22 protein-coding genes are annotated in these 21,187 nt (G+C 57.5%); 8 read left to right on the top strand and 14 right to left on the bottom strand.

What is annotated here, in order from left to right:
* Positions 1 to 23: 23 nt before the first annotated feature.
* Positions 24 to 881: a hypothetical protein gene (locus tag ACWKXT_RS07195; RefSeq protein WP_454532069.1), complete on the bottom strand. Its 858-nt coding sequence runs from the start codon at positions 879 to 881 to the stop codon at positions 24 to 26.
* A gap of 246 nt (positions 882 to 1,127) precedes the next feature.
* Here ACWKXT_RS07195 and fetA point away from each other — a divergent pair, with 246 nt between their 5' ends.
* Together fetA and fetB are read left to right on the top strand one after the other, a co-directional pair.
* Entirely contained in the window at positions 1,128 to 1,799 is a 672-nt protein-coding gene (fetA, locus tag ACWKXT_RS07190) for an iron efflux ABC transporter ATP-binding subunit FetA (protein WP_454532068.1), read from the top strand.
* A complete protein-coding gene (fetB, locus tag ACWKXT_RS07185; RefSeq protein WP_266179624.1) occupies positions 1,792 to 2,574 on the top strand; it encodes an iron efflux ABC transporter permease subunit FetB in 783 nt (260 codons plus the stop codon). The genes fetA and fetB overlap by 8 nt, the downstream gene beginning before the upstream one ends.
* Before the next feature lie 46 nt (positions 2,575 to 2,620).
* Here the strand turns inward: fetB and ACWKXT_RS07180 are convergent, their stop codons facing one another.
* Genes ACWKXT_RS07180 through tesA form a run of 3 tightly spaced genes read right to left on the bottom strand, consistent with a single transcriptional unit; the run spans position 2,621 to position 4,956 of the window.
* On the bottom strand, positions 2,621 to 3,475 hold the full coding sequence (locus ACWKXT_RS07180) for a co-chaperone YbbN (protein ID WP_454527993.1): 855 nt from the start codon (positions 3,473 to 3,475) through the stop codon (positions 2,621 to 2,623).
* Positions 3,476 to 3,533: 58 nt separating this feature from the next.
* A complete protein-coding gene (locus tag ACWKXT_RS07175; RefSeq protein ID WP_454532067.1) occupies positions 3,534 to 4,343 on the bottom strand; it encodes an SDR family oxidoreductase in 810 nt (269 codons plus the stop codon).
* Positions 4,333 to 4,956 carry a multifunctional acyl-CoA thioesterase I/protease I/lysophospholipase L1 gene (tesA, locus tag ACWKXT_RS07170; RefSeq protein ID WP_454527991.1) on the bottom strand — a complete coding sequence of 208 codons (624 nt, stop codon included), beginning with the start codon at positions 4,954 to 4,956 and terminating at the stop codon, positions 4,333 to 4,335. The genes ACWKXT_RS07175 and tesA overlap by 11 nt, the downstream gene beginning before the upstream one ends.
* On the opposite strand from tesA, the gene ybbA reads away from it, so the two are divergent.
* The 3 genes from ybbA to ACWKXT_RS07155 all read left to right on the top strand — a co-directional run bounded on the left by ybbA (position 4,927) and on the right by ACWKXT_RS07155 (position 9,352).
* Positions 4,927 to 5,613, top strand: a complete 687-nt coding sequence (gene ybbA / locus ACWKXT_RS07165; RefSeq protein WP_346807647.1) for a putative ABC transporter ATP-binding protein YbbA — start codon at positions 4,927 to 4,929, stop codon at positions 5,611 to 5,613. The genes tesA and ybbA overlap by 30 nt on opposite strands.
* Positions 5,610 to 8,024 carry a putative ABC transporter permease subunit YbbP gene (gene ybbP, locus ACWKXT_RS07160; RefSeq protein ID WP_454532066.1) on the top strand — a complete coding sequence of 805 codons (2,415 nt, stop codon included), beginning with the start codon at positions 5,610 to 5,612 and terminating at the stop codon, positions 8,022 to 8,024. The genes ybbA and ybbP overlap by 4 nt, the downstream gene beginning before the upstream one ends.
* A gap of 182 nt (positions 8,025 to 8,206) precedes the next feature.
* On the top strand, positions 8,207 to 9,352 hold the full coding sequence (locus ACWKXT_RS07155; RefSeq protein ID WP_088544694.1) for a porin: 1,146 nt from the start codon (positions 8,207 to 8,209) through the stop codon (positions 9,350 to 9,352).
* Between the two features lie 113 nt (positions 9,353 to 9,465).
* On the opposite strand, the gene mnmH is transcribed toward ACWKXT_RS07155, so the two are convergent.
* From mnmH to ppiB, 5 genes are all read right to left on the bottom strand, one after another.
* Positions 9,466 to 10,536 carry a tRNA 2-selenouridine(34) synthase MnmH gene (mnmH, locus tag ACWKXT_RS07150; RefSeq protein ID WP_454532065.1) on the bottom strand — a complete coding sequence of 357 codons (1,071 nt, stop codon included), beginning with the start codon at positions 10,534 to 10,536 and terminating at the stop codon, positions 9,466 to 9,468.
* Positions 10,537 to 10,620: 84 nt separating this feature from the next.
* Positions 10,621 to 11,688, bottom strand: a complete 1,068-nt coding sequence (gene purK, locus ACWKXT_RS07145; RefSeq protein ID WP_454527988.1) for a 5-(carboxyamino)imidazole ribonucleotide synthase — start codon at positions 11,686 to 11,688, stop codon at positions 10,621 to 10,623.
* On the bottom strand, positions 11,685 to 12,194 hold the full coding sequence (purE, locus tag ACWKXT_RS07140) for a 5-(carboxyamino)imidazole ribonucleotide mutase (protein ID WP_454532064.1): 510 nt from the start codon (positions 12,192 to 12,194) through the stop codon (positions 11,685 to 11,687). Before purE ends, purK begins: the two co-directional genes overlap by 4 nt.
* A gap of 119 nt (positions 12,195 to 12,313) precedes the next feature.
* Positions 12,314 to 13,036, bottom strand: coding sequence for a UDP-2,3-diacylglucosamine diphosphatase (gene lpxH / locus ACWKXT_RS07135; protein ID WP_454532063.1), 723 nt, complete (start codon positions 13,034 to 13,036; stop codon positions 12,314 to 12,316).
* 3 nt (positions 13,037 to 13,039) lie between these two features.
* The gene (gene ppiB, locus ACWKXT_RS07130; protein ID WP_000256009.1) at positions 13,040 to 13,534 is read right to left on the bottom strand and encodes a peptidylprolyl isomerase B; all 495 of its coding nucleotides are present in this window, start codon (positions 13,532 to 13,534) and stop codon (positions 13,040 to 13,042) included.
* 175 nt (positions 13,535 to 13,709) lie between these two features.
* Between ppiB and cysS the strand changes: the two genes are divergently transcribed.
* Entirely contained in the window at positions 13,710 to 15,095 is a 1,386-nt protein-coding gene (cysS, locus tag ACWKXT_RS07125; RefSeq protein ID WP_454532062.1) for a cysteine--tRNA ligase, read from the top strand.
* Between the two features lie 89 nt (positions 15,096 to 15,184).
* Here the strand turns inward: cysS and ACWKXT_RS07120 are convergent, their stop codons facing one another.
* From ACWKXT_RS07120 to folD, 5 genes are all read right to left on the bottom strand, one after another.
* Entirely contained in the window at positions 15,185 to 15,712 is a 528-nt protein-coding gene (locus ACWKXT_RS07120) for a metal-dependent hydrolase (RefSeq protein WP_454527985.1), read from the bottom strand.
* Positions 15,713 to 15,785: 73 nt separating this feature from the next.
* Entirely contained in the window at positions 15,786 to 16,802 is a 1,017-nt protein-coding gene (gene malI / locus ACWKXT_RS07115; protein ID WP_454527984.1) for a Mal regulon transcriptional regulator MalI, read from the bottom strand.
* Between the two features lie 83 nt (positions 16,803 to 16,885).
* A complete protein-coding gene (locus ACWKXT_RS07110; protein ID WP_454527983.1) occupies positions 16,886 to 18,385 on the bottom strand; it encodes a PTS transporter subunit EIIC in 1,500 nt (499 codons plus the stop codon).
* A gap of 230 nt (positions 18,386 to 18,615) precedes the next feature.
* Positions 18,616 to 18,828 (bottom strand): ribosome-associated protein YbcJ, encoded by a 213-nt coding sequence (gene ybcJ / locus ACWKXT_RS07105; protein ID WP_017694378.1) that lies wholly within the window; start codon positions 18,826 to 18,828, stop codon positions 18,616 to 18,618.
* Between the two features lies 1 nt (position 18,829).
* Positions 18,830 to 19,696 (bottom strand): bifunctional methylenetetrahydrofolate dehydrogenase/methenyltetrahydrofolate cyclohydrolase FolD, encoded by an 867-nt coding sequence (gene folD, locus ACWKXT_RS07100; RefSeq protein ID WP_116341497.1) that lies wholly within the window; start codon positions 19,694 to 19,696, stop codon positions 18,830 to 18,832.
* Positions 19,697 to 20,006: 310 nt separating this feature from the next.
* Here folD and fimA point away from each other — a divergent pair, with 310 nt between their 5' ends.
* Positions 20,007 to 20,570 carry a type 1 fimbrial major subunit FimA gene (gene fimA / locus ACWKXT_RS07095; RefSeq protein ID WP_454532061.1) on the top strand — a complete coding sequence of 188 codons (564 nt, stop codon included), beginning with the start codon at positions 20,007 to 20,009 and terminating at the stop codon, positions 20,568 to 20,570.
* A 68-nt stretch (positions 20,571 to 20,638) separates the two neighbouring features.
* Positions 20,639 to 21,184, top strand: a complete 546-nt coding sequence (fimI, locus tag ACWKXT_RS07090; RefSeq protein ID WP_119915191.1) for a type 1 fimbrial protein subunit FimI — start codon at positions 20,639 to 20,641, stop codon at positions 21,182 to 21,184.
* Positions 21,185 to 21,187 lie beyond the last annotated feature (3 nt).

Genomic DNA, 21,187 nt, shown 5'->3' with positions numbered 1-21,187 from the left:
TGCCCGTGGGGCGGGGCAGAGCGTTAGTGGTAGCTGTAGGTAAAATCAGCGATCAGCGCATCCTCACCCGCGTCAGCGATAGCTTTCGACAGGCCGTGGTAGAAGGTCTCCAGCCCGATTTCCTCTACCTGACGCAGCTGCTCGCGGATTGGCGCGCAAAAAAGTTCCGCATTGCCCGCGCCCACGCGCTTGTTGTTCGGCGGAAGCTGGCCGGTGATCCCTTTGAACCAGGTGCGTACCGCACCTTTCAGTGAGGTAGGCGCTTCGTTGACGGCTTCATGTCCCGTCAGGATTTGCAGCGTCGGGAACTGGTCTGCAAAGACTGCCGCTTTCATGCGCGCATAAAACTGGCCGAAGAGCTCGAAAGACTGCAGATCGGTGACTTTGGGTTTTGTCGTTTTGCCCTGGATATTGCCTGTTTTTTTCGCCGCAGGCTGCGCGGGCACCATCTTGTTGAGCTGCAGATCGAACAGCAGATTAGCGTGTTCGCGTCTTTTATTCACGTCCGGGAAACGTTCGATAAACGCGCGGATAAACTCCGGCGTCATGAGATCGGCAAAATCATGGTTCACCAGCCACTGGCCGCGGGCAAATTCACCGGGAGACTGGAACCAGGCCGGAACCTTGCCGGGTTCGAACTCTTTAACATTCCCTTTGCCGTCGATTTCAACGAAGCGAGTACCGTTATCAAACGCAAAGCGGCAATTCTTGAGCTGAATGACCGGCTTCATTTTCAGCAGGCCCTTAACAAACCGGACAAGCTCCCCGCCAAACACATAAGCCGTAATGGATTCTGAAGCAATAGCGGCAAGAAGCTGATCGATGGTTTTCACGCCGGGTTCAAGTTCAGAAAACTCATAAAAAGTGTGAATATTAGTCATTCTGGTACTTCCTTATTGTGTTGCGGGCAGAGCTTAACACCACTTTACCGGATGTTCTAAACCAGCGATGCGCAAGTGTCGCTAAGGTCACGCCGTAAACGGTAAAGCGAAAGTGTAAAGCATGTCTAATGAACACTGGTTAAACACAATGGGAAGTCATGACGGGAAAGGGAGCGGCTAAAACGCGTTGTGACGAGCGTGCGGCGCGGATTATGCTAATAACGCTCAGGGGTTACTGGAAAAAATATGAACAACGAAAATGCAGTATTGCAGATTAAGGATGTCGGCTTTCGTGTGGGAAATAACACGATCCTTCAACACGTCGGGTTTAGACTTTTTCCCGGTGAGTTCAAGCTGATAACGGGGCCGTCAGGCTGCGGTAAAAGCACGTTACTGAAAATTGTGGCTTCACTGCTAAGCCCCACGGAGGGAACCATTCTGTTTGAAGGACAGGATATCGCGACGCTGTCCCCGGAGAGCTATCGTCAGCAGGTCTCTTATAGCGTGCAAACGCCAGTGCTTTTTGGCGAGACGGTTTATGACAACCTGATTTTCCCGTGGCAAATCCGCAATAAAACGCCGGAGCCGGAAAAATTCCAGAGCGATCTGGCGCGCTTTGGCCTGGCGCAGGAGACGCTCACCAAATCCATTAATGAACTATCAGGCGGAGAGAAGCAGCGCGTCTCGCTGATCCGTAATCTGCAGTTTTTACCGAAAGTGTTGCTGCTGGACGAAATTACCAGCGCGCTCGATGACGTCAACAAACGCAACGTCAACGAGATTATTCATCGTTACGCCCGCGAGCAGAAAATCGCCGTGCTGTGGGTGACGCACGACTCAAACGAAATTACCCATGCGGACGACGTGATTACGCTCCAGCCGCACGGTGGGAAAATGCAGGAGGCGGACCGTGGGTGAACACAACATAACCAATGAATCACTGGCGTTTTCGATGGTGCTGGTGTTGATTGCTATCGTCGTCAGCTACCGGGAAAAGCTGGGGCTGGAAAAAGATATTGTGTGGAGCATCTGCCGCGCGGTGGTTCAGCTCATCATCGTCGGCTATGTGCTGAAGTATATCTTCAACGTTAACCACGCGGTGCTGACGCTGCTGATGGTGCTCTTTATCTGCTTTAACGCGGCGTGGAATGCGCAAAAGCGCAGTAAGTACATTGATAAGGCGTTCATTTCGTCGTTTATCGCGATTACCACCGGGACGGCGCTCACCCTGGCGGTGCTGGTGCTCTCCGGCTCGATTGAGTTTACGCCGATGCAGGTGATCCCCATCTCCGGGATGATTGCGGGGAACGCCATGGTGGCCGTTGGGCTCTGTTATAACAATCTCGGCCAGCGTTTCAGCAGTGAACAGCAGCAATTGCAGGAGAAGTTAAGCCTGGGGGCGACGCCAAAAGTGGCCTCGGCGCGACTTATCCGCGAGAGCATTCGTTCATCGCTGATCCCTACCGTAGATTCAGCCAAAACGGTGGGGCTGGTGAGCCTGCCGGGCATGATGTCGGGGCTGATTTTTGCCGGTATCGATCCGGTAAAAGCGATTAAGTATCAGATCATGGTGACGTTTATGCTGCTTTCCACGGCAAGCCTGTCAACCATCATTGCCTGTTACTTAACCTACCGGAAGTTTTACAACGCGCGACACCAGCTAGTGGTCACACAGCTAAAAAAAGCGGGTTAAGCCTGTTGTGTAGGCCCGGTAAGCGTTAGCGCCACCGGGCATTTTTTTAGTAGAGCAACGCGTACAGCTGGCGACGATACTTCGACGCCAGCGCATCGCCGGTGCCCAGCGCGGCCAGGATCTCCTGGAACATCTTACGCGCCTGACCGTCTGCGGCGGCCAGGTCTTTTTGCAGATGGCTGAACAGCAGCTCCAGCGCCTCTTCGTTACGCCCTACCTGGTGCAGCTGCAGCGCCAGCTGGCTTGCCAGCGCGGCATCCGCCGGGTTGTCGGCAACCTGCTGCTGCAGCTGCTGAATTTCCGGGGTGTCCGCCGCCTGTTTCAGCAGCTCAATCTGGGCAACCAGACCCTGATAGCGGGTGTCCTGATCCTGCATTGGAACCGTCTTGAGCACGGCTTCCGCGTCTTCTGAACGGTGCAGGGCGATCTGCGTTTCCGCCAGCAGCAGGCCAATCTGGCTGTTCTGGTTCGACAGCTGCCACGCCTCTTTGAGCAGCGGCAGCGCCTCGTCGTATTTGCCTTCCTGCATCAGCGCCATGCCTTCCTGCGCTTTCAGCTCTTCCTCGCGCGGCAGCACCTTATCCAGCAGGGCGCGGATAGCCTCTTCCGGCTGTGGTCCCTGGAAGCCATCAACAGGCTGGCCGTTCTGGAACAGATAGACGGTTGGAATGGCGCGCAGACCGAACTGCGACGCCACCATCGGCTCGGCGTCACAGTCCAGCTTAGCGAGAATGAACTGACCATTGTACTGCGCGGCAAGGCTTTCCAGTACCGGCGTCAGCTGCAGGCAGTGTTGGCTGCGTTCAGACCAGAAGTAGAACAGGACCGGTTTGGTCATCGACTGTTCAAGGGTCTGTTGCAGGTTAGCTTCAGTAATATTGACGATATTCTGTACGGACATGCGGCCTTCTCTTTTATCGGTTTACTCTTTACATGGGGATGCGCGTCGTCGCTTCAACTCAGCCGTGCAAAATTTTGTCCATTATCCGGCCCGGGAGCAGGCGTTTTAACCAGCCTACGGCATGGGTGACCAGCGTCACCGGATAGCGCATTTTCGGATGCTCACTCTCAAAAGCATGGCGCACTTTGGCCACAACCGCCTCTGGCCCGAGGGTAAAACGTGCGGCAATGCCGGGGTTCTCGACCGGTTTATCCGCCTGGGTCTGGTTCACGTTTTCGGTAAAGCGGGTGCGGATCGGGCCGGGTTCAATCAGGCTGACCTTAATGCCGCTGTGGCGCAGCTCCATGCGCAGGGCATCGGACCAGGCTTCCAGCGCATATTTGCTGGCGGCGTAGGCGCCGCGTCCCGGGGTGGAAATCAGCCCCATCACTGACGATGTCATCACGATGCGCCCTTCACCGTGCGGCAGCATCGCGGGGAGCAGACGCATGGTGAGCTGATGGACGCCGAAGAAATTGGTCGAAAACTGTTTCTCCAGCGTTTCGCGCGAGAGCGTATCCAGCGGGCCATACACGCCGTAACCGGCATTATTAAAGAGACCGTACAGACGGCCGTCGGTCAGGGCTATCACCTCGTCGGCGGCGCGTTCAACGCTCTCCGGCAAGTCCATATCCAGCTGTATGCCGGTGAAGCCCAGCCCGTTCATGCGTTCGACATCGTCAGGCTTGCGGCAGGCCGCCAGCACCCGAAATCCCTGGCGCTTCAGCTCGAGTGCGCTTTCTAAGCCAATTCCGCTGGAACATCCTGTTATTAAGACCGATTTTTGCATAACTTTACCTGTCGGGAACTCCGCTGAATTACGAGTCATGTTTAACTAAAGGAGCCAGCCGCGTTGCCATCCAGTCGGCAATAAACGGCTGCGCATCGCGATTGGGGTGGATACCGTCGTCCTGCATCCACTGGGGTTTGAGATAGACCTCTTCCATGAAAAATGGCAGCAGCGGAATATCAAACTCTTTGGCAAGCTTAGGGTAGATCGCGCTAAAGGCCTCATTATACCGACGACCATAGTTGGCTGGCAGGCGAATTTGCATCAGCAGCGGCTGGGCGTTTGCCGCCTTGATATCCTGCAGAATGGTGCGCAGCGTTTGCTCGGTTTGCTGAGGCTGGAAGCCGCGCAGGCCGTCATTACCGCCCAGTTCAACCAGCACCCAGCGCGGCTGATGCTGCTTGAGCAGCGCAGGCAGGCGCGACAGCCCCTGCTGCGAAGTATCGCCGCTGATGCTGCCGTTAATCACAGACGTTTTGCTCTGCCATTTATCATTGAGCAGAGCGGGCCAGGCCGCGCTGGCCGCCATGCGATAGCCTGCGCTCAGGCTGTCGCCGAGAATCAGTAACGTGTCCGCTGCCGCCGCGCGGAAGGTCATCAGCATCAAAAACAGGAAGGGCAAATGCCAGCGGAAAACAGTGTTGAAGTTCATCGTCTTAAGAAGTCCGTCGGTCAGGGGGAGCAGGAGCTTTCAATCCTTACCGGAGTTGAACTCGTTGTCAAACGCGCCGAAACCATCGCGCTGATTGGTGAATCCGGTTCCGGGAAGTCCACGCTGCTGGCGATCCTGGCCGGACTGGACGACGGCAGCAGCGGCGAAGTCCACCTTGTTGGACAACCGTTGCACCAGCTTGATGAAGAGGCGCGGGCCGCGCTGCGTGCGCGTCATATCGGTTTTGTCTTTCAGTCCTTTATGCTGATCCCGACCCTGAATGCGCTGGAAAACGTCGAACTCCCGGCGCTGTTACGCGGTGAAAAGAGTCGCGAAAGCCGCACGCAGGCGAAGGCGCTACTGGAACAGCTCGGTCTGGGCAAGCGTCTCGACCATCTTCCCGCTCAGCTTTCCGGCGGCGAGCAGCAGCGCGTGGCGCTGGCGCGCGCGTTTAACGGTCGCCCGGAAGTGCTGTTTGCCGATGAACCCACCGGTAATCTTGACCGTAAAACCGGCGACAAAATTGCTGACCTGCTGTTTTCGCTCAACCGCGAGCACGGCACCACGCTTATCCTTGTGACGCACGATCCGCAGCTGGCCGCACGCTGCGACCGTCGTCTGCGGCTGGTCAACGGTATTCTTCAGGAGGAAGCATGATCGCCCGCTGGTTCTGGCGCGAATGGCGCTCGCCCTCGCTGCTGATTGTCTGGCTGGCGTTAAGCCTGGCGGTGGCCTGCGTGCTGGCGCTCGGCAGCGTCAGCGACCGCATGGAAAAAGGACTCAGCCAGCAGAGCCGCGAATTTATAGCCGGGGACCGGGCGCTGCAGAGCTCTCGCCCTGTGCCGTCGGGCTGGATTGACGAAGCGCGCAAAGAAGGGCTGAAGGTAGGGGAGCAGATTACCTTCCAGACCATGACCTTTGCGGGCGATACGCCACAGCTCGCCAGCGTCAAGGCCGTGGATGACATCTACCCGATGTACGGGGAATTACAAACCAGCCCGCCGGGGTTAAAGCCGACGCCCGGCACGGTGCTGCTGGCATCGCGCTTGATGGCGCTTCTGAACCTGAAAGCCGGTGACAGTATCGACGTCGGCGACGCGACGCTGAAAATTGCCGGGGAAGTGGTGCAGGAGCCCGACTCCGGCTTTAACCCGTTCCAGCTTGCGCCGCGCCTGCTGATGAACACTGCGGATGTCGCGGCAACCCATGCCGTTCAGCCGGGAAGCCGCGTCACCTGGCGCTACAAGTTTGGCGGCACGCCTGCCCAGCTGGAGGCGTATGAAAAATGGCTTCTGCCGCAGCTCAAGCCGGAGCACCGCTGGTACGGGCTGGAGCAGGATGACGGGGCGCTGGGTAAATCTCTTGAACGTTCTCAGCAGTTCCTGCTGCTGTCTGCGCTGTTAACTATGCTGCTGGCGGTGGCGGCGGTTGCCGTGGCGATGGGGCACTACTGCCGCAGCCGCTACGATCTGGTGGCGATCCTCAAAACCCTCGGGGCGGGGCGGGCACAGCTGCGCAAGCTGATCGTCGGCCAGTGGCTGATGCTGCTGGTCCTCTCTGCGCTTACCGGCGGAATAATAGGGCTGCTGTTTGAAAAACTGCTGATGGTGATGCTGAAACCGGTGCTCCCGGCCGCATTGCCCCCGGCAAGCCTCTGGCCGTGGCTGTGGGCGATGGGCGCAATGACGGTGATCTCGGTGCTGGTGGGGCTGCGACCTTATCGGCTGCTGCTCGCCACGCAGCCGCTGCGCGTGCTGCGCAACGATGTGGTGGCGAACGTCTGGCCGCTGAAGTTTTACCTTCCGGCGATCGTTGCGGTGGCGGTAGGGCTGCTGGCCTGGCTGATGGGCGGCAGCACGCTGCTGTGGGCAGTGCTGGCCGGCGCGGTGGTGCTGGCAATGCTGTGCGGCGTGCTGGGCTGGCTGCTGCTCAACGTTCTCAGAAAGCTGACGGTCAAATCGCTGCCCGTGCGGCTGGCGATCAACCGCCTGCTGCATCAGCCGTGGTCAACGCTCAGCCAGCTGTCGGCCTTTTCGCTGTCGTTTATGCTGCTGGCGCTGCTTCTCGTGCTTCGCGGGGATCTGCTGGATCGCTGGCAGCAACAGCTTCCGCCGGAAAGCCCAAACTATTTCCTGATCAACATTGCCCCTGAGCAGGTGACGCCGCTGAAGGGGTTCCTGTCGGAGCACCACATTATCCCCGAGTCGTTCTATCCCATCGTTCGCGCCCGCCTGACGCAGATCAACGGGCAGTCGACGGAGGGAAATAAAGATGAGTCGCTGAACCGCGAACTCAACCTGACCTGGCAGGAGAAGCGCCCGGATCACAACCCGATAACCGCCGGCACCTGGCCGCCGAAAGTGGGTGAAGTGTCGATGGAGGAGGGGCTGGCAACGCGCCTTAACGTGAAGCTCGGCGACAGCGTGACCTTCACCGGCGATACCCAGGATTTTACCGCCAAAGTCACCAGCCTGCGTAAAGTGGACTGGGAAAGCCTGCGGCCGAACTTTTTCTTTATCTTCCCGCCGGGCGCGCTGGACGGACAGCCGCAGAGCTGGCTGACCAGCTTCCGCTGGGAAAATGGCAACGGCATGCTGACGCAGCTTAACCGGGAATTCCCGACGGTCAGCCTGCTGGATATCGGCGCGATCCTGAAACAGGTGGGACAGGTGCTGGAGCAGGTGAGCCGCGCGCTGGAGGTGATGGTGGTGCTGGTAACGATCTGCGGCGTGCTGTTGCTGCTGGCGCAGGTGCAGGTGGGGATGCGCCAGCGTCATCAGGAGCTGGTGGTCTACCGCACGCTCGGCGCGGGTAAGCGGTTGCTGCGAATGACGCTCTGGAGCGAGTTTGCATTACTGGGGCTGGTGGCAGGGCTGGTCGCGGCGATAGGTGCAGAGACGGCGCTGGCGGTGCTACAGACAAAGGTCTTTGACTTCCCGTGGGAGCCTGACTGGCGTCTATGGTTGATCCTGCCCCTTTGCGGCGCGGGGCTGCTCTCGCTTTGCGGGGGCTGGCTTGGTACGCGGTTGTTAAAGGGCAAAGCCCTTTTCCGCCAGTTTGTGAATTGATTTAGTCTGGTGATAATTACGCGCCGGTTTTTGTGCCGGTGCGTAGCATTTAAATAGCACAAAGTGATAACGCCAGAGTGTTTAGTAGCACAAAACATTAAAAAACCGTCCACACAGCCCGATTATTTCCAGTTAATATTCACCCGCTAAATATTTAGCAGCGTGTCTATTAAGGAAAAATAATGACTATAAAAAAATCAGCGCTGGCGGCAACGATCGGCGCGGCAGTGGCATTGACTACTTTTGCATCTCAGGCAGAAATCACCGTACTTAAGCAGGATCCTCAGGCGGGTAACCCGCTGAGCCGCCTGAACTTCACCGTTGGCGGCAGTATCCGTCCTCAGTTCCAGAACATGACCGGCGACGACGGTAAAAACAGCTACAAGCGTAACGGCTTTGACGGCGGCACCCGTTTCCGTTTCGCGGCTGATTACTACCTGTTTGATGACATCAGCTGGATCAGCTACTACGAGCTGGGTGTGAACATTCCCGCGCAGTTCAACTGGGATCACCACTACGCCGACGGCGCACACGACACCACGCGTCGTATGCTCTATACCGGTCTGAAGAGCGACACCTGGGGTACGCTGACCTTCGGTCAACAGAACAGCGTTTACTATGATGTGGTGGGTGCGAAAACCGATATCTGGGACTACGACATGATCGGTCAGGCGCCGGGTAACGGTATCAATGGCGACTACGACGGTTCTTATCGTTCACGCCAGATGCTGAAATATAAGAAAACCGTGGGCGATGCCGACATCTACGCATCTTACCTGTTTGAAGACAGCGAATACCTGCCGGGTAACGGCCTGCGCTACAAGCGTAAAGGCGGCGGCTCGCTGGGTCTGGATTACCACCTGACCACCGACCTGACCTGGGGCGCAGCGTGGAACTACACCCGTGCAGATATGCGTAACCCGGACAACGGCGACAGCAAAACCTATGACCAGAACATCCTCGGTACTGCGCTGAGCTGGACGCCGGACAACTGGACCTTCTCCGCGGGCGGCGGCTGGTACCAGAACTTCCTGACCACCAAAAAAGTGTCAGTTAACGACTACTTCGCCGGTGATGCATGGGGTATTGAATACTTCGCAGGGTACAAATTCCCAGTCGGTCAGTACGCGGTGAAATCCATCCAGCCTTACTTCATGGGTGACCGCATTGAGTACGTGAACGGCCGTAACTACCAGCGCATCGACAACGGCGTGGGTATCAGCTTCCAGCTGGATTACGGTTTCCGCGTGGATTATGAACACGTGTTCACCTCCAGCACCGACAACCTGGGCGACATGAACCTGGTGCGTCTGCGTTACGACTTCTAAGCCGTTGCGGCCTGATGCCCTCACCCTGACCCTCTCCCACGGGGAGAGGGAACAAACATTAAAAACGGCAACCCGGGTTGCCGTTTTGCTTTTACCTCGCCACCCGGCTTTTTTTAGCGATTAAGCCAGTCGGCGACCTCGCCATACGTTCCGCGATAGACAATCTTCTCCGCCTTTTTTTCCAGCTGATAGCCGTACATCGGGTCGTAATAGTCCTTCAGCAGCGGTGCAAGCCAGCTGAAGTGCGCGTCAGTGCTGCCAGAACGTTGCTGTTCCAGCAGCGCGGAATCTAACAGCGCCGTAAATTCTGCAAAACGCTGTAGCCCAAGGCGACGGCGAATGGCGAACAGGCCGTGATGCAGATACTCGCTGTACTCTTTCCAGCCCGCTTCCTCGCCGTAGGCAGCAGAAAAATCGGCCCACATATGGTCGAAATACTCTTCGCGCAGGCGCTCCAGGCGGACGTCAAAGGGGTCTTCGACGACAACGACAGGGGCGTCAACCATGCGGTCGCGCAGACACTCCGGCAGGTGGTTGGAGCCAATCATCCGGCCTTCATCTTCCAGCACCCAGCGCGCGGCGTCTTTTTTTAGCAGTTCGACGGCAAGGTGATTTTCAAAGCTGGCCTGGGAAAGCTGCGGCGTGAGCGTGCGGCCAAACGACGAACCGCGATGGTGAGCCAGCCCTTCCAGATCGATACCCTGCTGATGCTGTTTCACCAGCAGGGTTTTACCATTTCCGGTGCAGCCGCCAATAAGCACCATCGGCTTTTGCGACTGCTCAATGGTCACCTGAATCGCCGTCTGACGCAGGGCCTTATAGCCGCCGCGGATCAACGGATAGTCGACGCCCGCCTCTTTCAGCCAGGCCTGTGAGATATGTGAACGCTGGCCACCTCGCGCGCAGCAGAGATAGCCCTCAGGATGGGCAAGGCTGGCTTTCCGCCAGGCGTTAATGCGTGTCTCACGCGTCTCGCCGCTCACCAGTTGATGGCCGAGCGTTAGCGCGGCCTCGGGGCCCTGGCGTTTGTAGCAGGTGCCGACGGCGGCGCGCTCGTCGTCGTTCATTAAGGGCAGATTGAGTGCGGCGGGCATCGCACCCTGGGCAAATTCGATCGGCGCGCGAACGTCGATTAAAGGGGTATCAGATGCGAGGATCGCGCGATAGTCCGTTCCATCGTTCATGGTTATTCCAGAAGAAAACTCAGCAGCAATGGGCGGGGATTGTACGCCGGGGAAGGGGAAGGTCAACTCCCCGGCGTGGATGTCTTACTTAAGCTTTGACTGTGCCCAGACAATGCCGCTCGCATATTCCGGCGGCAGGAGAGGGATCATCGCTTCGAGCGTGGCGCTCAGACGGTCGGTATCGCTGTCGTTCAGATTGAGGTGACCCACTTTACGACCCGCGCGAACCTCTTTGTCATACCAGTGCAGATGCACCAGCGGCAGCTTCAGCCAGTCATAGTTCAGATCGGTACCGATCAGGTTGATCATCACCGACGGGCTGTTCACTACCGGCTGCGGCAGCGGCAGGTCGGTGATGGCGCGCAGGTGCAGCTCGAACTGGCTGATGGACGCGCCGTTTTGCGTCCAGTGGCCGCTGTTGTGCACGCGCGGTGCAAGTTCGTTGATCAGCAGGCCGGACGGGGTGATAAAGCACTCCATCGCCATCACGCCCACGTAGCCCAGTTCGTGCATGATAGCAGAGAGCATCTCTTCCGCCTGCGCCTGCTGGTCAGCATTGGCGTGCGGGAAGGCGACGCTGGTGCGCAGAATGCCGTCCTGGTGCAGGTTATGTGTCAGCGGATAAAACACCGTGCGGCCATCGTGCCCGCGGGCGCCTACCAGCGACACTTCGCCGCTAAAGTTGATGCCCTGCTCAACGATGCATTCACCGTAGCAGTCGTCCGGCAGCTCGGCGGTGTCGTTCGCGCGCAGACGCCACTGGCCGCGGCCATCGTAGCCGCCCACGCGGCGCTTCACGATTGCCAGCTCGCCCAGCATGGCGAAAACGTCATTCCACTCGTTTTTATCAGACAGGAGCTGCCACGGCGCGGTCGGCAGACCGAGCTTGTCGAACAGCTGCTTTTGCGTCAGACGGTCGGCGATGATCGGGAACACGTCGCGGTTAACGAAGGCGTTATGTCGCGCCAGCTCGCGGGTCAGCGCGGTTTCCGGCCAGCGTTCAATTTCGGCGGTGATCACGCTCTGGTGGAACGGCACCGCTTCCGGCTCGTCGTCCAGCCCGACGGGCCAGACGGCAATTCCCAGCGGCTCACCGGCCTGACGCAGCATCCGGCCCAGCTGGCCATTACCGAGAACGCAAACCTGCTTCATGCTGCACCCCGCGGGTCCGGATTGTCCAGCACTTCGTCGGTCTGGGCTTTACGCCACTCTTCCAGACGCTGATGCAATGCTTTATCGTGCGTCGCAAGAATTTGTGCTGCCAGCAGGGCGGCGTTCGCGGCACCCGCTTTGCCAATTGCCAGCGTGCCGACAGGAATACCGCGCGGCATCTGGACGATGGAGTAAAGGCTATCAACCCCGCTTAACGCGGCGCTTTGCACCGGAACGCCCAGAACCGGCACCAGCGTTTTAGCGGCAATCATGCCCGGCAGATGTGCTGCGCCGCCCGCACCGGCAATGATCACCTCGTAACCGTTCTCTTCGGCGCTTTCGGCGAAGCTGAACAGTTTGTCCGGGGTTCGGTGCGCGGAGACCACTTCAACGTGGTGCGGAACATTCAGGATTTCAAAGATTTCGGCGGCGAACTGCATGGTAGCCCAGTCGCTTTTGGACCCCATCACGATGGCGACACGCGCCGGATTATTGCGGGAAGACATGTGTCTTAAAACTCCTGTGGTGCGAAACACACTGCTTTCGAGGGCACAGAGAATAGCATGTTATACGGGCAAGGGAAACGGTTGCGTGGCTGAGAAACAGGCGAAACGACGAGAAAACGTTAAAACGGAAAAGCGATCAGTTCGACACCTTCGGGGGTGACTTTGACCATCGAACCCTCAGTGTGCCACGCGCCTAATACCACGCGATGGGCCGGTTCACCGTTGGCAATAAGAGAATGCACGTCAGGGCGATGGGTGTGACCGTGGATCAGCCATTGAACGCCATGCTTTTCCATCACGCTCACCACGGCCTGAGGGTTGACGTCCATGATGGTCATAGATTTGCTGCTGTTGGCGGCCTTGCTGCCCGCACGCATTCTGGCGGCGATGCGGTTGCGGATAAACAGCGGCAGGCCAAGGAACACCTTTTGGATCCACGGCGTGTGGACTTTGGCGCGAAACGCCTGGTAGCCGGTATCGTCGGTGCAGAGCGTGTCGCCGTGCATGATCAGGACTCTACGGCCATAGAGGTCGAGCACCTGCTCTTCCGGCAGCAGCGTCATACCGCTCTCGCGGGCGTAGCGCTGGCCGATCAGGAAATCACGGTTGCCGTGAATGAAATAGCAGGGGACGCCGGAATCCACCAGCGTTTTAATGGCCGCAGCCATTTCACGGTGCAGCGGATTAGGATCGTCGTCGCCAATCCAGGCTTCAAAGAGGTCGCCCAGGATGTACAGCGCATCGGCGCTTTTCGCTTCACCGCGTAAAAAACGCAGAAAACCGGCGGTTATCGCCGGTTCTTCTGTTTGCAGATGCAGATCCGCAATAAAGAGTGTCGCCACCAATTACTCGCTGACGGTCACGCTTGTGATCACAACGTCTTCTTTAGGAACGTCCTGGTGCATACCGCTGCGGCCAGTAGAGACGGCTTTGATCTTGTCAACCACGTCCATACCTTCAACCACTTCTGCGAATACGCAGTAGCCCCAACCCTGCAGGCTTTCGCCGGAGAAGTTCAGGAAGTCGTTGTCAGCCACGTTGATGAAGAACTGCGCGGTGGCAGAGTGTGGTGCCTGAGTACGCGCCATTGCCAGCGTACCGCGGGTGTTTTTCAGGCCGTTGTTCGCTTCGTTTTTGATCGCTTCTTTGGTCTCTTTCTGGCGCATGCCAGGCTCGAAACCGCCGCCCTGGATCATGAAACCGTTGATCACGCGGTGGAAAATAGTGTTGTTGTAGAAACCTTCGCGGCAGTAGTCCAGGAAGTTTTTAACTGTTTCAGGCGCTTTGTCATCAAAGGTCTTGATTACGATATCGCCATGATTAGTGTGGAAAGTAACCATTTTTGCATCCTGTTCCGTTATTGTGGTACGTCGACCCGCCTTCGGGTCATATATAGGGGCTTGTTATAGCATAACCACAGGACGCGATCACCTTGCATTGTGTGCTGATCCTATTCCGAATTATGGGTATTATAGGGAACAAACAACTCACACACGTGTTTACATGGAATCTTCGATGTTAAAAATCTTTAATACAATGACGCGCCAGAAAGAGGAATTTAAACCTATCCATGCCGGGGAAGTCGGCATGTACGTGTGTGGTATTACGGTTTACGATCTCTGTCATATCGGCCATGGCCGTACCTTTGTTGCGTTCGACGTGGTCTCTCGCTACCTGCGCTTCCTGGGCTATAACCTGAAGTACGTGCGTAACATCACCGACATCGACGACAAAATCATCAAGCGCGCTAATGAAAACGGCGAAAGCTTTGTTGCGCTGGTGGACCGCATGATCGTTGAGATGCACAAAGATTTTGACGCCTTAAATATTCTGCGTCCGGACAGCGAGCCGCGCGCGACCCACCATATTCACGAAATCATCGAGATCACCGAGAAGCTGATCGCACGCGGTCACGCCTACGTGGCGGATAACGGCGACGTGATGTTCTCCGTGCCAACGGACCCAACCTACGGCGCGCTTTCCCGTCAGGATCTGGATCAGCTGCAGGCCGGTGCGCGCGTGGACGTGGTGGACGTGAAGCGTAACCCGATGGACTTCGTGCTGTGGAAAATGTCCAAAGAGGGCGAACCAAGCTGGCCATCCCCGTGGGGCGAAGGCCGTCCGGGCTGGCACATTGAATGTTCCGCGATGAACTGCAAGCAGCTGGGCAACCACTTTGACATTCACGGCGGCGGTTCGGATCTGATGTTCCCGCACCACGAAAACGAAATTGCGCAGTCCACCTGCGCCCACGGCGGCGAGTACGTGAACTACTGGATGCACTCCGGGATGGTGATGGTTGACCGCGAGAAGATGTCGAAATCGCTGGGCAACTTCTTCACCGTGCGCGACGTGCTGAAGTATTACGACGCGGAAACCGTGCGCTACTTCCTGATGTCCGGGCACTACCGCAGCCAGCTGAACTACAGCGAAGAGAACCTGAAACAGGCGCGTTCGGCGCTGGAGCGTCTGTATACCGCCCTGCGCGGGACCGACAGGTCTGTTCCTGCTGCAGGCGGCGAAGCGTTTGAAGCCCGCTTCATAGAGGTGATGAACGACGACTTTAACACCCCGGAAGCCTACTCCGTGCTGTTCGACATGGCGCGCGAAGTAAACCGCCTGAAGTCAGAAGATATGGCTGCGGCGAATGCGCTGGCGTCTCATCTGCGCAAGCTCTCTTCCGTGCTCGGCCTGCTGGAGCAGGAGCCGGACGCGTTCCTGCAGAGCGGCGCGCAGGCGGACGACGGTGAAGTGGCGGAAATTGAAGCGCTGATTAAAGCGCGTCTGGAAGCGCGTCAGGCGAAAGACTGGGCAGCGGCGGATGCGGCGCGTAACCGTCTGACCGAGATGGGCATCATTCTGGAAGATGGCCCACAGGGAACGACCTGGCGTCGTAAGTAATTTTCCCCTCACCCTAACCCTCTCCCGCAGGGAGAGGGAATTGTTAGGTTTTCTCCCTCTCCCCGTGGGAGAGGGCCGGGGTGAGGGCATCAGCGCGCACGTTTTCGCCACCACAGCAACCCCATCAGCACTACCCCCGGCAGCCACACCCACAGCAGTTCTGAAACGATCACCTGATGCCCGTACGGCGTGGTGTAGCGCGACAGCGCAAACGGCGCGACTTTAATCACCTGCCACGGCGCAAAGAAGCGTTCATCCGACCACGGCCACAGCCAGCCGACGCCTTTCCCGCCGGTGGTGATCGAATCCAGCAAACTGTGCGACAGCAATGACACGGTTAAAAACAGCCAGCAGCGGGTCAGGCTGGCCCGGAACCATCGTCGTCCAGTCAGCACGCACAGTATCGGCACCACAAAGGCGAACAGCAGGGAGTGGGTAAAGCCGCGATGGCCAAAAATATTCCCGTAGGCGACGCCGAATTTGAACGCCAGCACGTCGGCGTCCGGCAGCATGGCGAGCACGATACCGGCAAACAGCAGGCGGGGAGGGATGACCTTGGTTCCCAGACCTAAGCCCAGGCAAAGGGGAACAGCGGCGTGCGTAATAACGGTAGGCATTGTAATTTTCCATGGTAAATCATGGCAATATAGCAGCGAATTCGCTGCAGCAAACCTGTGTTAAATTCTGATTTTACGCCGACTCGCGCGCGATAAGCTGTCCGGAGAGGGTGATGCGCTGGGTTTGCAGATCCGGCTCTTTCAGCTTGCGGATAATCAGCCCCGCCGCCTGTCGCCCGGTTTCGTCACTGGCCGATGAGACGTAGGTGAAGGACGGGGAGGTGAGGTTAACGTGGAGCATATCTTCAAAACCGATCAGCGCTACCTGCTGGGTCAGGAACACGTCTTTCCCCACGGTGCGGCCCACCTGGTGAATGCCGGAAATAGAGCCGATCATCGCATCCGGCGAATGGCAAAGCAGGGCGGTGATGGAGCTGTTTTTCTCCAGCAGCTGGCGCGTCGCCATCGCGGCGGCCTGCGTATCGTCGCTGCAGGCCGGTGAATAGTCATCGCGCCAGACCAGCCCGTTTTGCGTCATTGCACTGCGAAAGCCGAGCAGGCGCTGCTCGCGGATAAGGCAGCCTTCGCGTCCGCCTATATAAGCGATTGAGCGGTGTCCGCGCTCGATAAGATAGCGCGCGGCCAGGTTCGCCGCCTGGCGATTATCGCGCATCACCAGATTGCATTTTTCATCGAGCAGAGACTGCGAGACCACCACCAGCGGCAGAGGGCACTGGCGGATCTGCTCCGGTAACGCGGCGTTACGGGTGTCGGACGCGAGATAAATAACGCCCGCGACGCCCTGCTGCTTAAACGACAGCAGGGTCCGTTCCAGGTGCTCTTTGTCGTTCAGCGGCTGGCCGAGAAAAACCATATAACCCTGCTTCTCCAGTTCCTGAACGATGCTCGCCATCACCTTGATGGAAAAGCTGTCGCTGAAGTCGCGCAGGATCAGGCCGATTAAGTTGGAGGTGTTGGCGCGGAGGTTGGCAGCGGCGACGTTATGAACATAGCCCAGCGTCGTGATGGCGGCATTGACCTTCCCGATCGTCGCCTCTGAGATTTTCCCTTTCTGGCGCAGCACCAGCGACACGGTAGAGACCGAGACGCCCGCATGCTTTGCGACATCAATGATGCTGACTTTCTTCAAAACCGCTCCCTGAAATTTACCGATTATCAGCCAGATAAGACACGTCCCCCAGCGTACAGGAGACGTGTCGTTCAGGCATCTTATTATTTGCCGATCATGGTGGACATGGTCTGGGCGATAAACTGTGCTCTGGCACCGAAAATCACCTGTATACCGTTGTCGCCGACGAAGACTACGCCGCGCGCGCCGAGCCCGTTCAGCCCGTCTCTGTCCACCGCATCGCTCTTCGCCACTTCCAGACGCAGGCGGGTGATGCAGGAGCCGACGGAGTCAATGTTCTGCGCGCCGCCCAGCAGGCCGATGATTTCGGTGGCAAGTTCGGAATCGGACTTGTCATTCGCGCTGGCGGTCACTTCCGTACGGCCCGGCGTCTTCACGTCGAAGCGACGGATCACGAAGCGGAACGTGAAGTAATAAATCAGCGCCATTGGGATACCGATGATAATGGCGCTCAGGAAGTTAGTCTGATAGCCGTTAAACGACGGCAGGATCCCGAACGACAGGTAGTCGATAAAGCCCGCCGAGAACGACTTGGCGATATGCGCATGCAGCAGATACATGGTCATGTACGCCAGGCCCGCCATGATGGCGTTGAAGACGTAAAGGATCGGCGCCACGAAGATAAAGGTGAACTCTACCGGCTCGGTGATGCCCGTCAGGAAGCAGGTGAGGGCAGCGGAGAAGAGAATACCGGCCGCGATTTTCTTATTCTTCGTGTGCGCTTCGTGGTACATCGCCAGACACGCCGCAGGCAGTGCGAACAGCATCAGCGGGAATTCACCCTGCATGAACTTACCGGCATTCTGGTAGGTGTCGCTGCTGAAGGATTTCACCCCTTCTTCCAGCATCTTGAACCAGATGGTCTGGTCGCCGTGGATCACCTGTCCCGCCTGGGTAGTGTAATCCCCGAAGGAATACCAGAAGGACGGATACCAGATGTGGTGCAGGCCGAGCGGGATCAGCGCGCGCTCGACCAGACCGAAGATAAAGGTCGAGGCCGCCTGGTTGTCGCCGTTCACCACTACGGAGAGCGCGTCGATCCCGGACTGAATGTGCTGCCAGACGTATGGCAGCAGCAGCCCCATCAGGAACGAGAGGAACGCCGTTGCAATGGCCACGAAGCGCTTACCGGAGAAAAAGCCCAGGAATTCCGGCAACTGCATGGTGTGGAAGCGGTTGTAGCACCAGGCCGCGAGGATCCCGCAGATAAGCCCGCCGAAGACGCCCATCTGCAGCGTCGGGATGCCGACCACCATGGCGTATTTCCCGCCCTGAGAGGCCATTTCCGGCGTGATGCTCAGCACGGTGCTGATGGTGATGTTGGTGACAAACACCGACACCGCTGCAGAGAGTGCCGCGATGCCGGATTCGGACGCCAGACCCACGGCGGAGCCAATAGCAAACAGCATCGGCAGGTTATCAAAGATAACCCCGCCCGCATTCATCATCAGCGGCAAGTGGAACTTATCGCCGAAGGCCAGCAGCAGGCCCGCAGCGGGAAGCAGTGAAATTGGCAGCATTAAGGCGCGACCAATCATTGATAACTTAGACAGCGATTTAACAAACCCTGATATCAGACTCATGCTGATTTCCCCCGAGTAGCGCTTTTTTTGCGCTGTTATTGTAAGTAGAACGTTTTAGTAGAACGTTCTACTTATCGTGGGGAAAGAGTGAAAAACGCGCAACTGAAATCTCACCTTTCAACAGATGAAATAGTGATTATTTGAAGTTGATCGATAATTAACCGTGATGGATGTGGGGGGATTTTTGATCCCCTCTCCCCTTTGGGGAGAGGGTTAGGGTGAGGGGAGACTCAGGCCGTAACGGTCACGCTCTGCCCTGCAAAGCTCACGGTCTGGCCCGCGACAATTTTGCAGCGCTTGCGGGTTTCCACCGCGCCGTCTACTTTCACCTGCCCGTCGGCGATAACGATTTTCGCCTGCGCGCCGCTTTCGCTCCAGCCTTCCAGCTTCAGCAGATCGCACAGCTCAACGTGGGGGTGTTTACCTAATGAAAAAGTCGCCATCTTACGCTTCCTCTACGTCGTGGTACTCTTCGCATGCCTGCAAAGTATTCTGGATCAGTGTTGCTACGGTCATCGGGCCAACGCCGCCCGGTACGGGGGTGATGTAAGAGGCGCGCGCGGCGGCATCTTCGTACACCACATCGCCGACCACTTTGCCGTTTTCCAGACGGTTAATCCCGACGTCCACGACAATCGCGCCCTCTTTGATCCACTCGCCTGGGATAAAGCCCGGCTTGCCGACCGCGACGATCAGCAGATCGGCGTTCTCGACGTGGTGACGCAGGTTTTTGGTGAAGCGGTGGGTCACGGTGGTGGTGCAGCCGGCCAGCAGCAGCTCCATGCTCATTGGACGGCCCACGATATTGGACGCGCCGATGACCACGGCGTTCAGACCGTAGGTATCGATGTTATAGCGCTCCAGCAGCGTCACGATGCCGCGCGGGGTGCAAGGGCGCAGGCGCGGCGCGCGCTGGCACAGACGACCCACGTTGTACGGGTGGAAACCGTCGACGTCTTTGTCCGGCGCGATACGCTCCAGCACCTTCACGTTGTCGATGCCCGCAGGCAGCGGCAGCTGAACCAGAATGCCGTCGATCTCTTTATCGGCATTCAGGGTGTCAATAAGTTCCAGCAGTTCCGCTTCGCTGGTGGTTTCCGGCAAATCGTAAGAGCGGGAGACGAACCCCACCTCTTCACACGCTTTGCGCTTGCTGCCGACATAAATCTGCGAGGCCGGGTTGCTGCCAACCAGCACAACGGCCAGCCCGGGGGCGCGAAATCCTGCCGCTTTACGCGCCTTCACTTTTTCAGCGACCTCAGAGCGCACCTGCTGCGCAATCGTTTTACCGTCAATAATCTTTGCTGCCATCAGAGAGAAGATTCCGTCTGTAACGTTTGAAAGGGGGGATGGCCTGTATTTTGTCAGAAGCGAGCGCCGCTGTCAGTCACCCTTTACGAGTTTTCATCCGTGAGGCGCAAAAACCCTTCTTAAGTGATGGTCAATTTCTTAGGTGGGATTAGGATGTGACCTGGCGAAATGGCAGCGTTTTGACATATTTAAAAATCGCGTCCTGAGCTACTTTGTCTCCTCCGAAATAAGCTTTCAATGAATCAATTGAACGTATTTCTTATTCCCGCTTTCACGCGGGAAGGGTTATTTACATTTTAAAGGAATAGACATGAAACTCAGCAACATTGCTTCTACTGTTATTGCTTCACTGGCCCTGGTCGCGGGTGCCGCTAATGCTGCCGATCCTGCTACGCCGGTTTCCGTAAATGGCGGTACCGTGCATTTTAAAGGTGAACTGGTTAATGCTGCTTGTTCAGTAAATACCGATTCTTCCGAGCAGACGGTTAATCTCGGCCAGTATCGTACCGCGAAATTCACCAAAGTGGGCGACACCACCTCTAATATCCCATTCAACATTGAACTGAATGATTGCGACCCGCAGGTAGCCAAAACCGCAGCGGTTGCCTTCACCGGCCAGATCGATGCGACCGACAATACCCTGCTGGCCGTGACGTCCGGTAACAACGACAACACCGCGAAAGGCGTGGGTATCGAGATCCTCGACAGCAAATCCAGCGTGCTGACCCCGGACGGCGCGACCTTCTCTGCCGCGCAGACCCTGATCGAAGGGACGAACACCCTGAAATTCACCGCGCGTTATAAATCAACGGCGGCGACCACCGCACCAGGCCAGGCGAACGCTGACGCCACTTTCGTAATGAAATACGAATAATTCCCGCGCACAGGGATGTTCAGGCCTCACGGACGAGGCCCGTCATACGCTACTGCCAGGAACGAAGGATGACAAGGACTGGACTATTACTGCTGTTAACCCTCGCGATGGCTTACCCGGCATCGGCGCATACCGTGGTGATCGAAGGTGGCAAAGTACATCTTCGCGGTGAGCTGGTGAACGGCGGCTGTGCCGTGGCGCCGGACAGCCAGAACATGCGCATCGACATGGGGCAGTACCGAACCAATTCATTTTCCGGTGTGGGCAGCTTTTCAACGGTTAACGTGCCTTTCACCGTGCGGCTGCTGGACTGCAGCGTGGATGTCTCGCGCACCGTGGGGATCCAGTTTCAGGGCGTAACGCCTGCGGAAGATCCGCAGGTTTTTCTGGCGACATCGCGGCCAGGAGAAACCCCTGCCAGCAGCGGCGTGGGGCTGGCGCTTTTTGATGAGCAGCAGCGCCAGATTATCCCCAATGCCACGGCCGTCAGCTGGTTGCCGGTGAATACCAGCGAGCTCGCGTTTCATTTTAGCGCCCGCTATCGCGCTATTTCCGAACACCTCGTGCCAGGCAATATTCAGTCAGATGTCTGGTTTACGTTGATTTATCCATAACAC

This window comes from Enterobacter sp. UPMP701, assembly GCF_053709515.1.
Note: the sequence above shows the minus strand (reverse complement) of the source record. Positions and strands in the feature narration are given on the sequence as shown.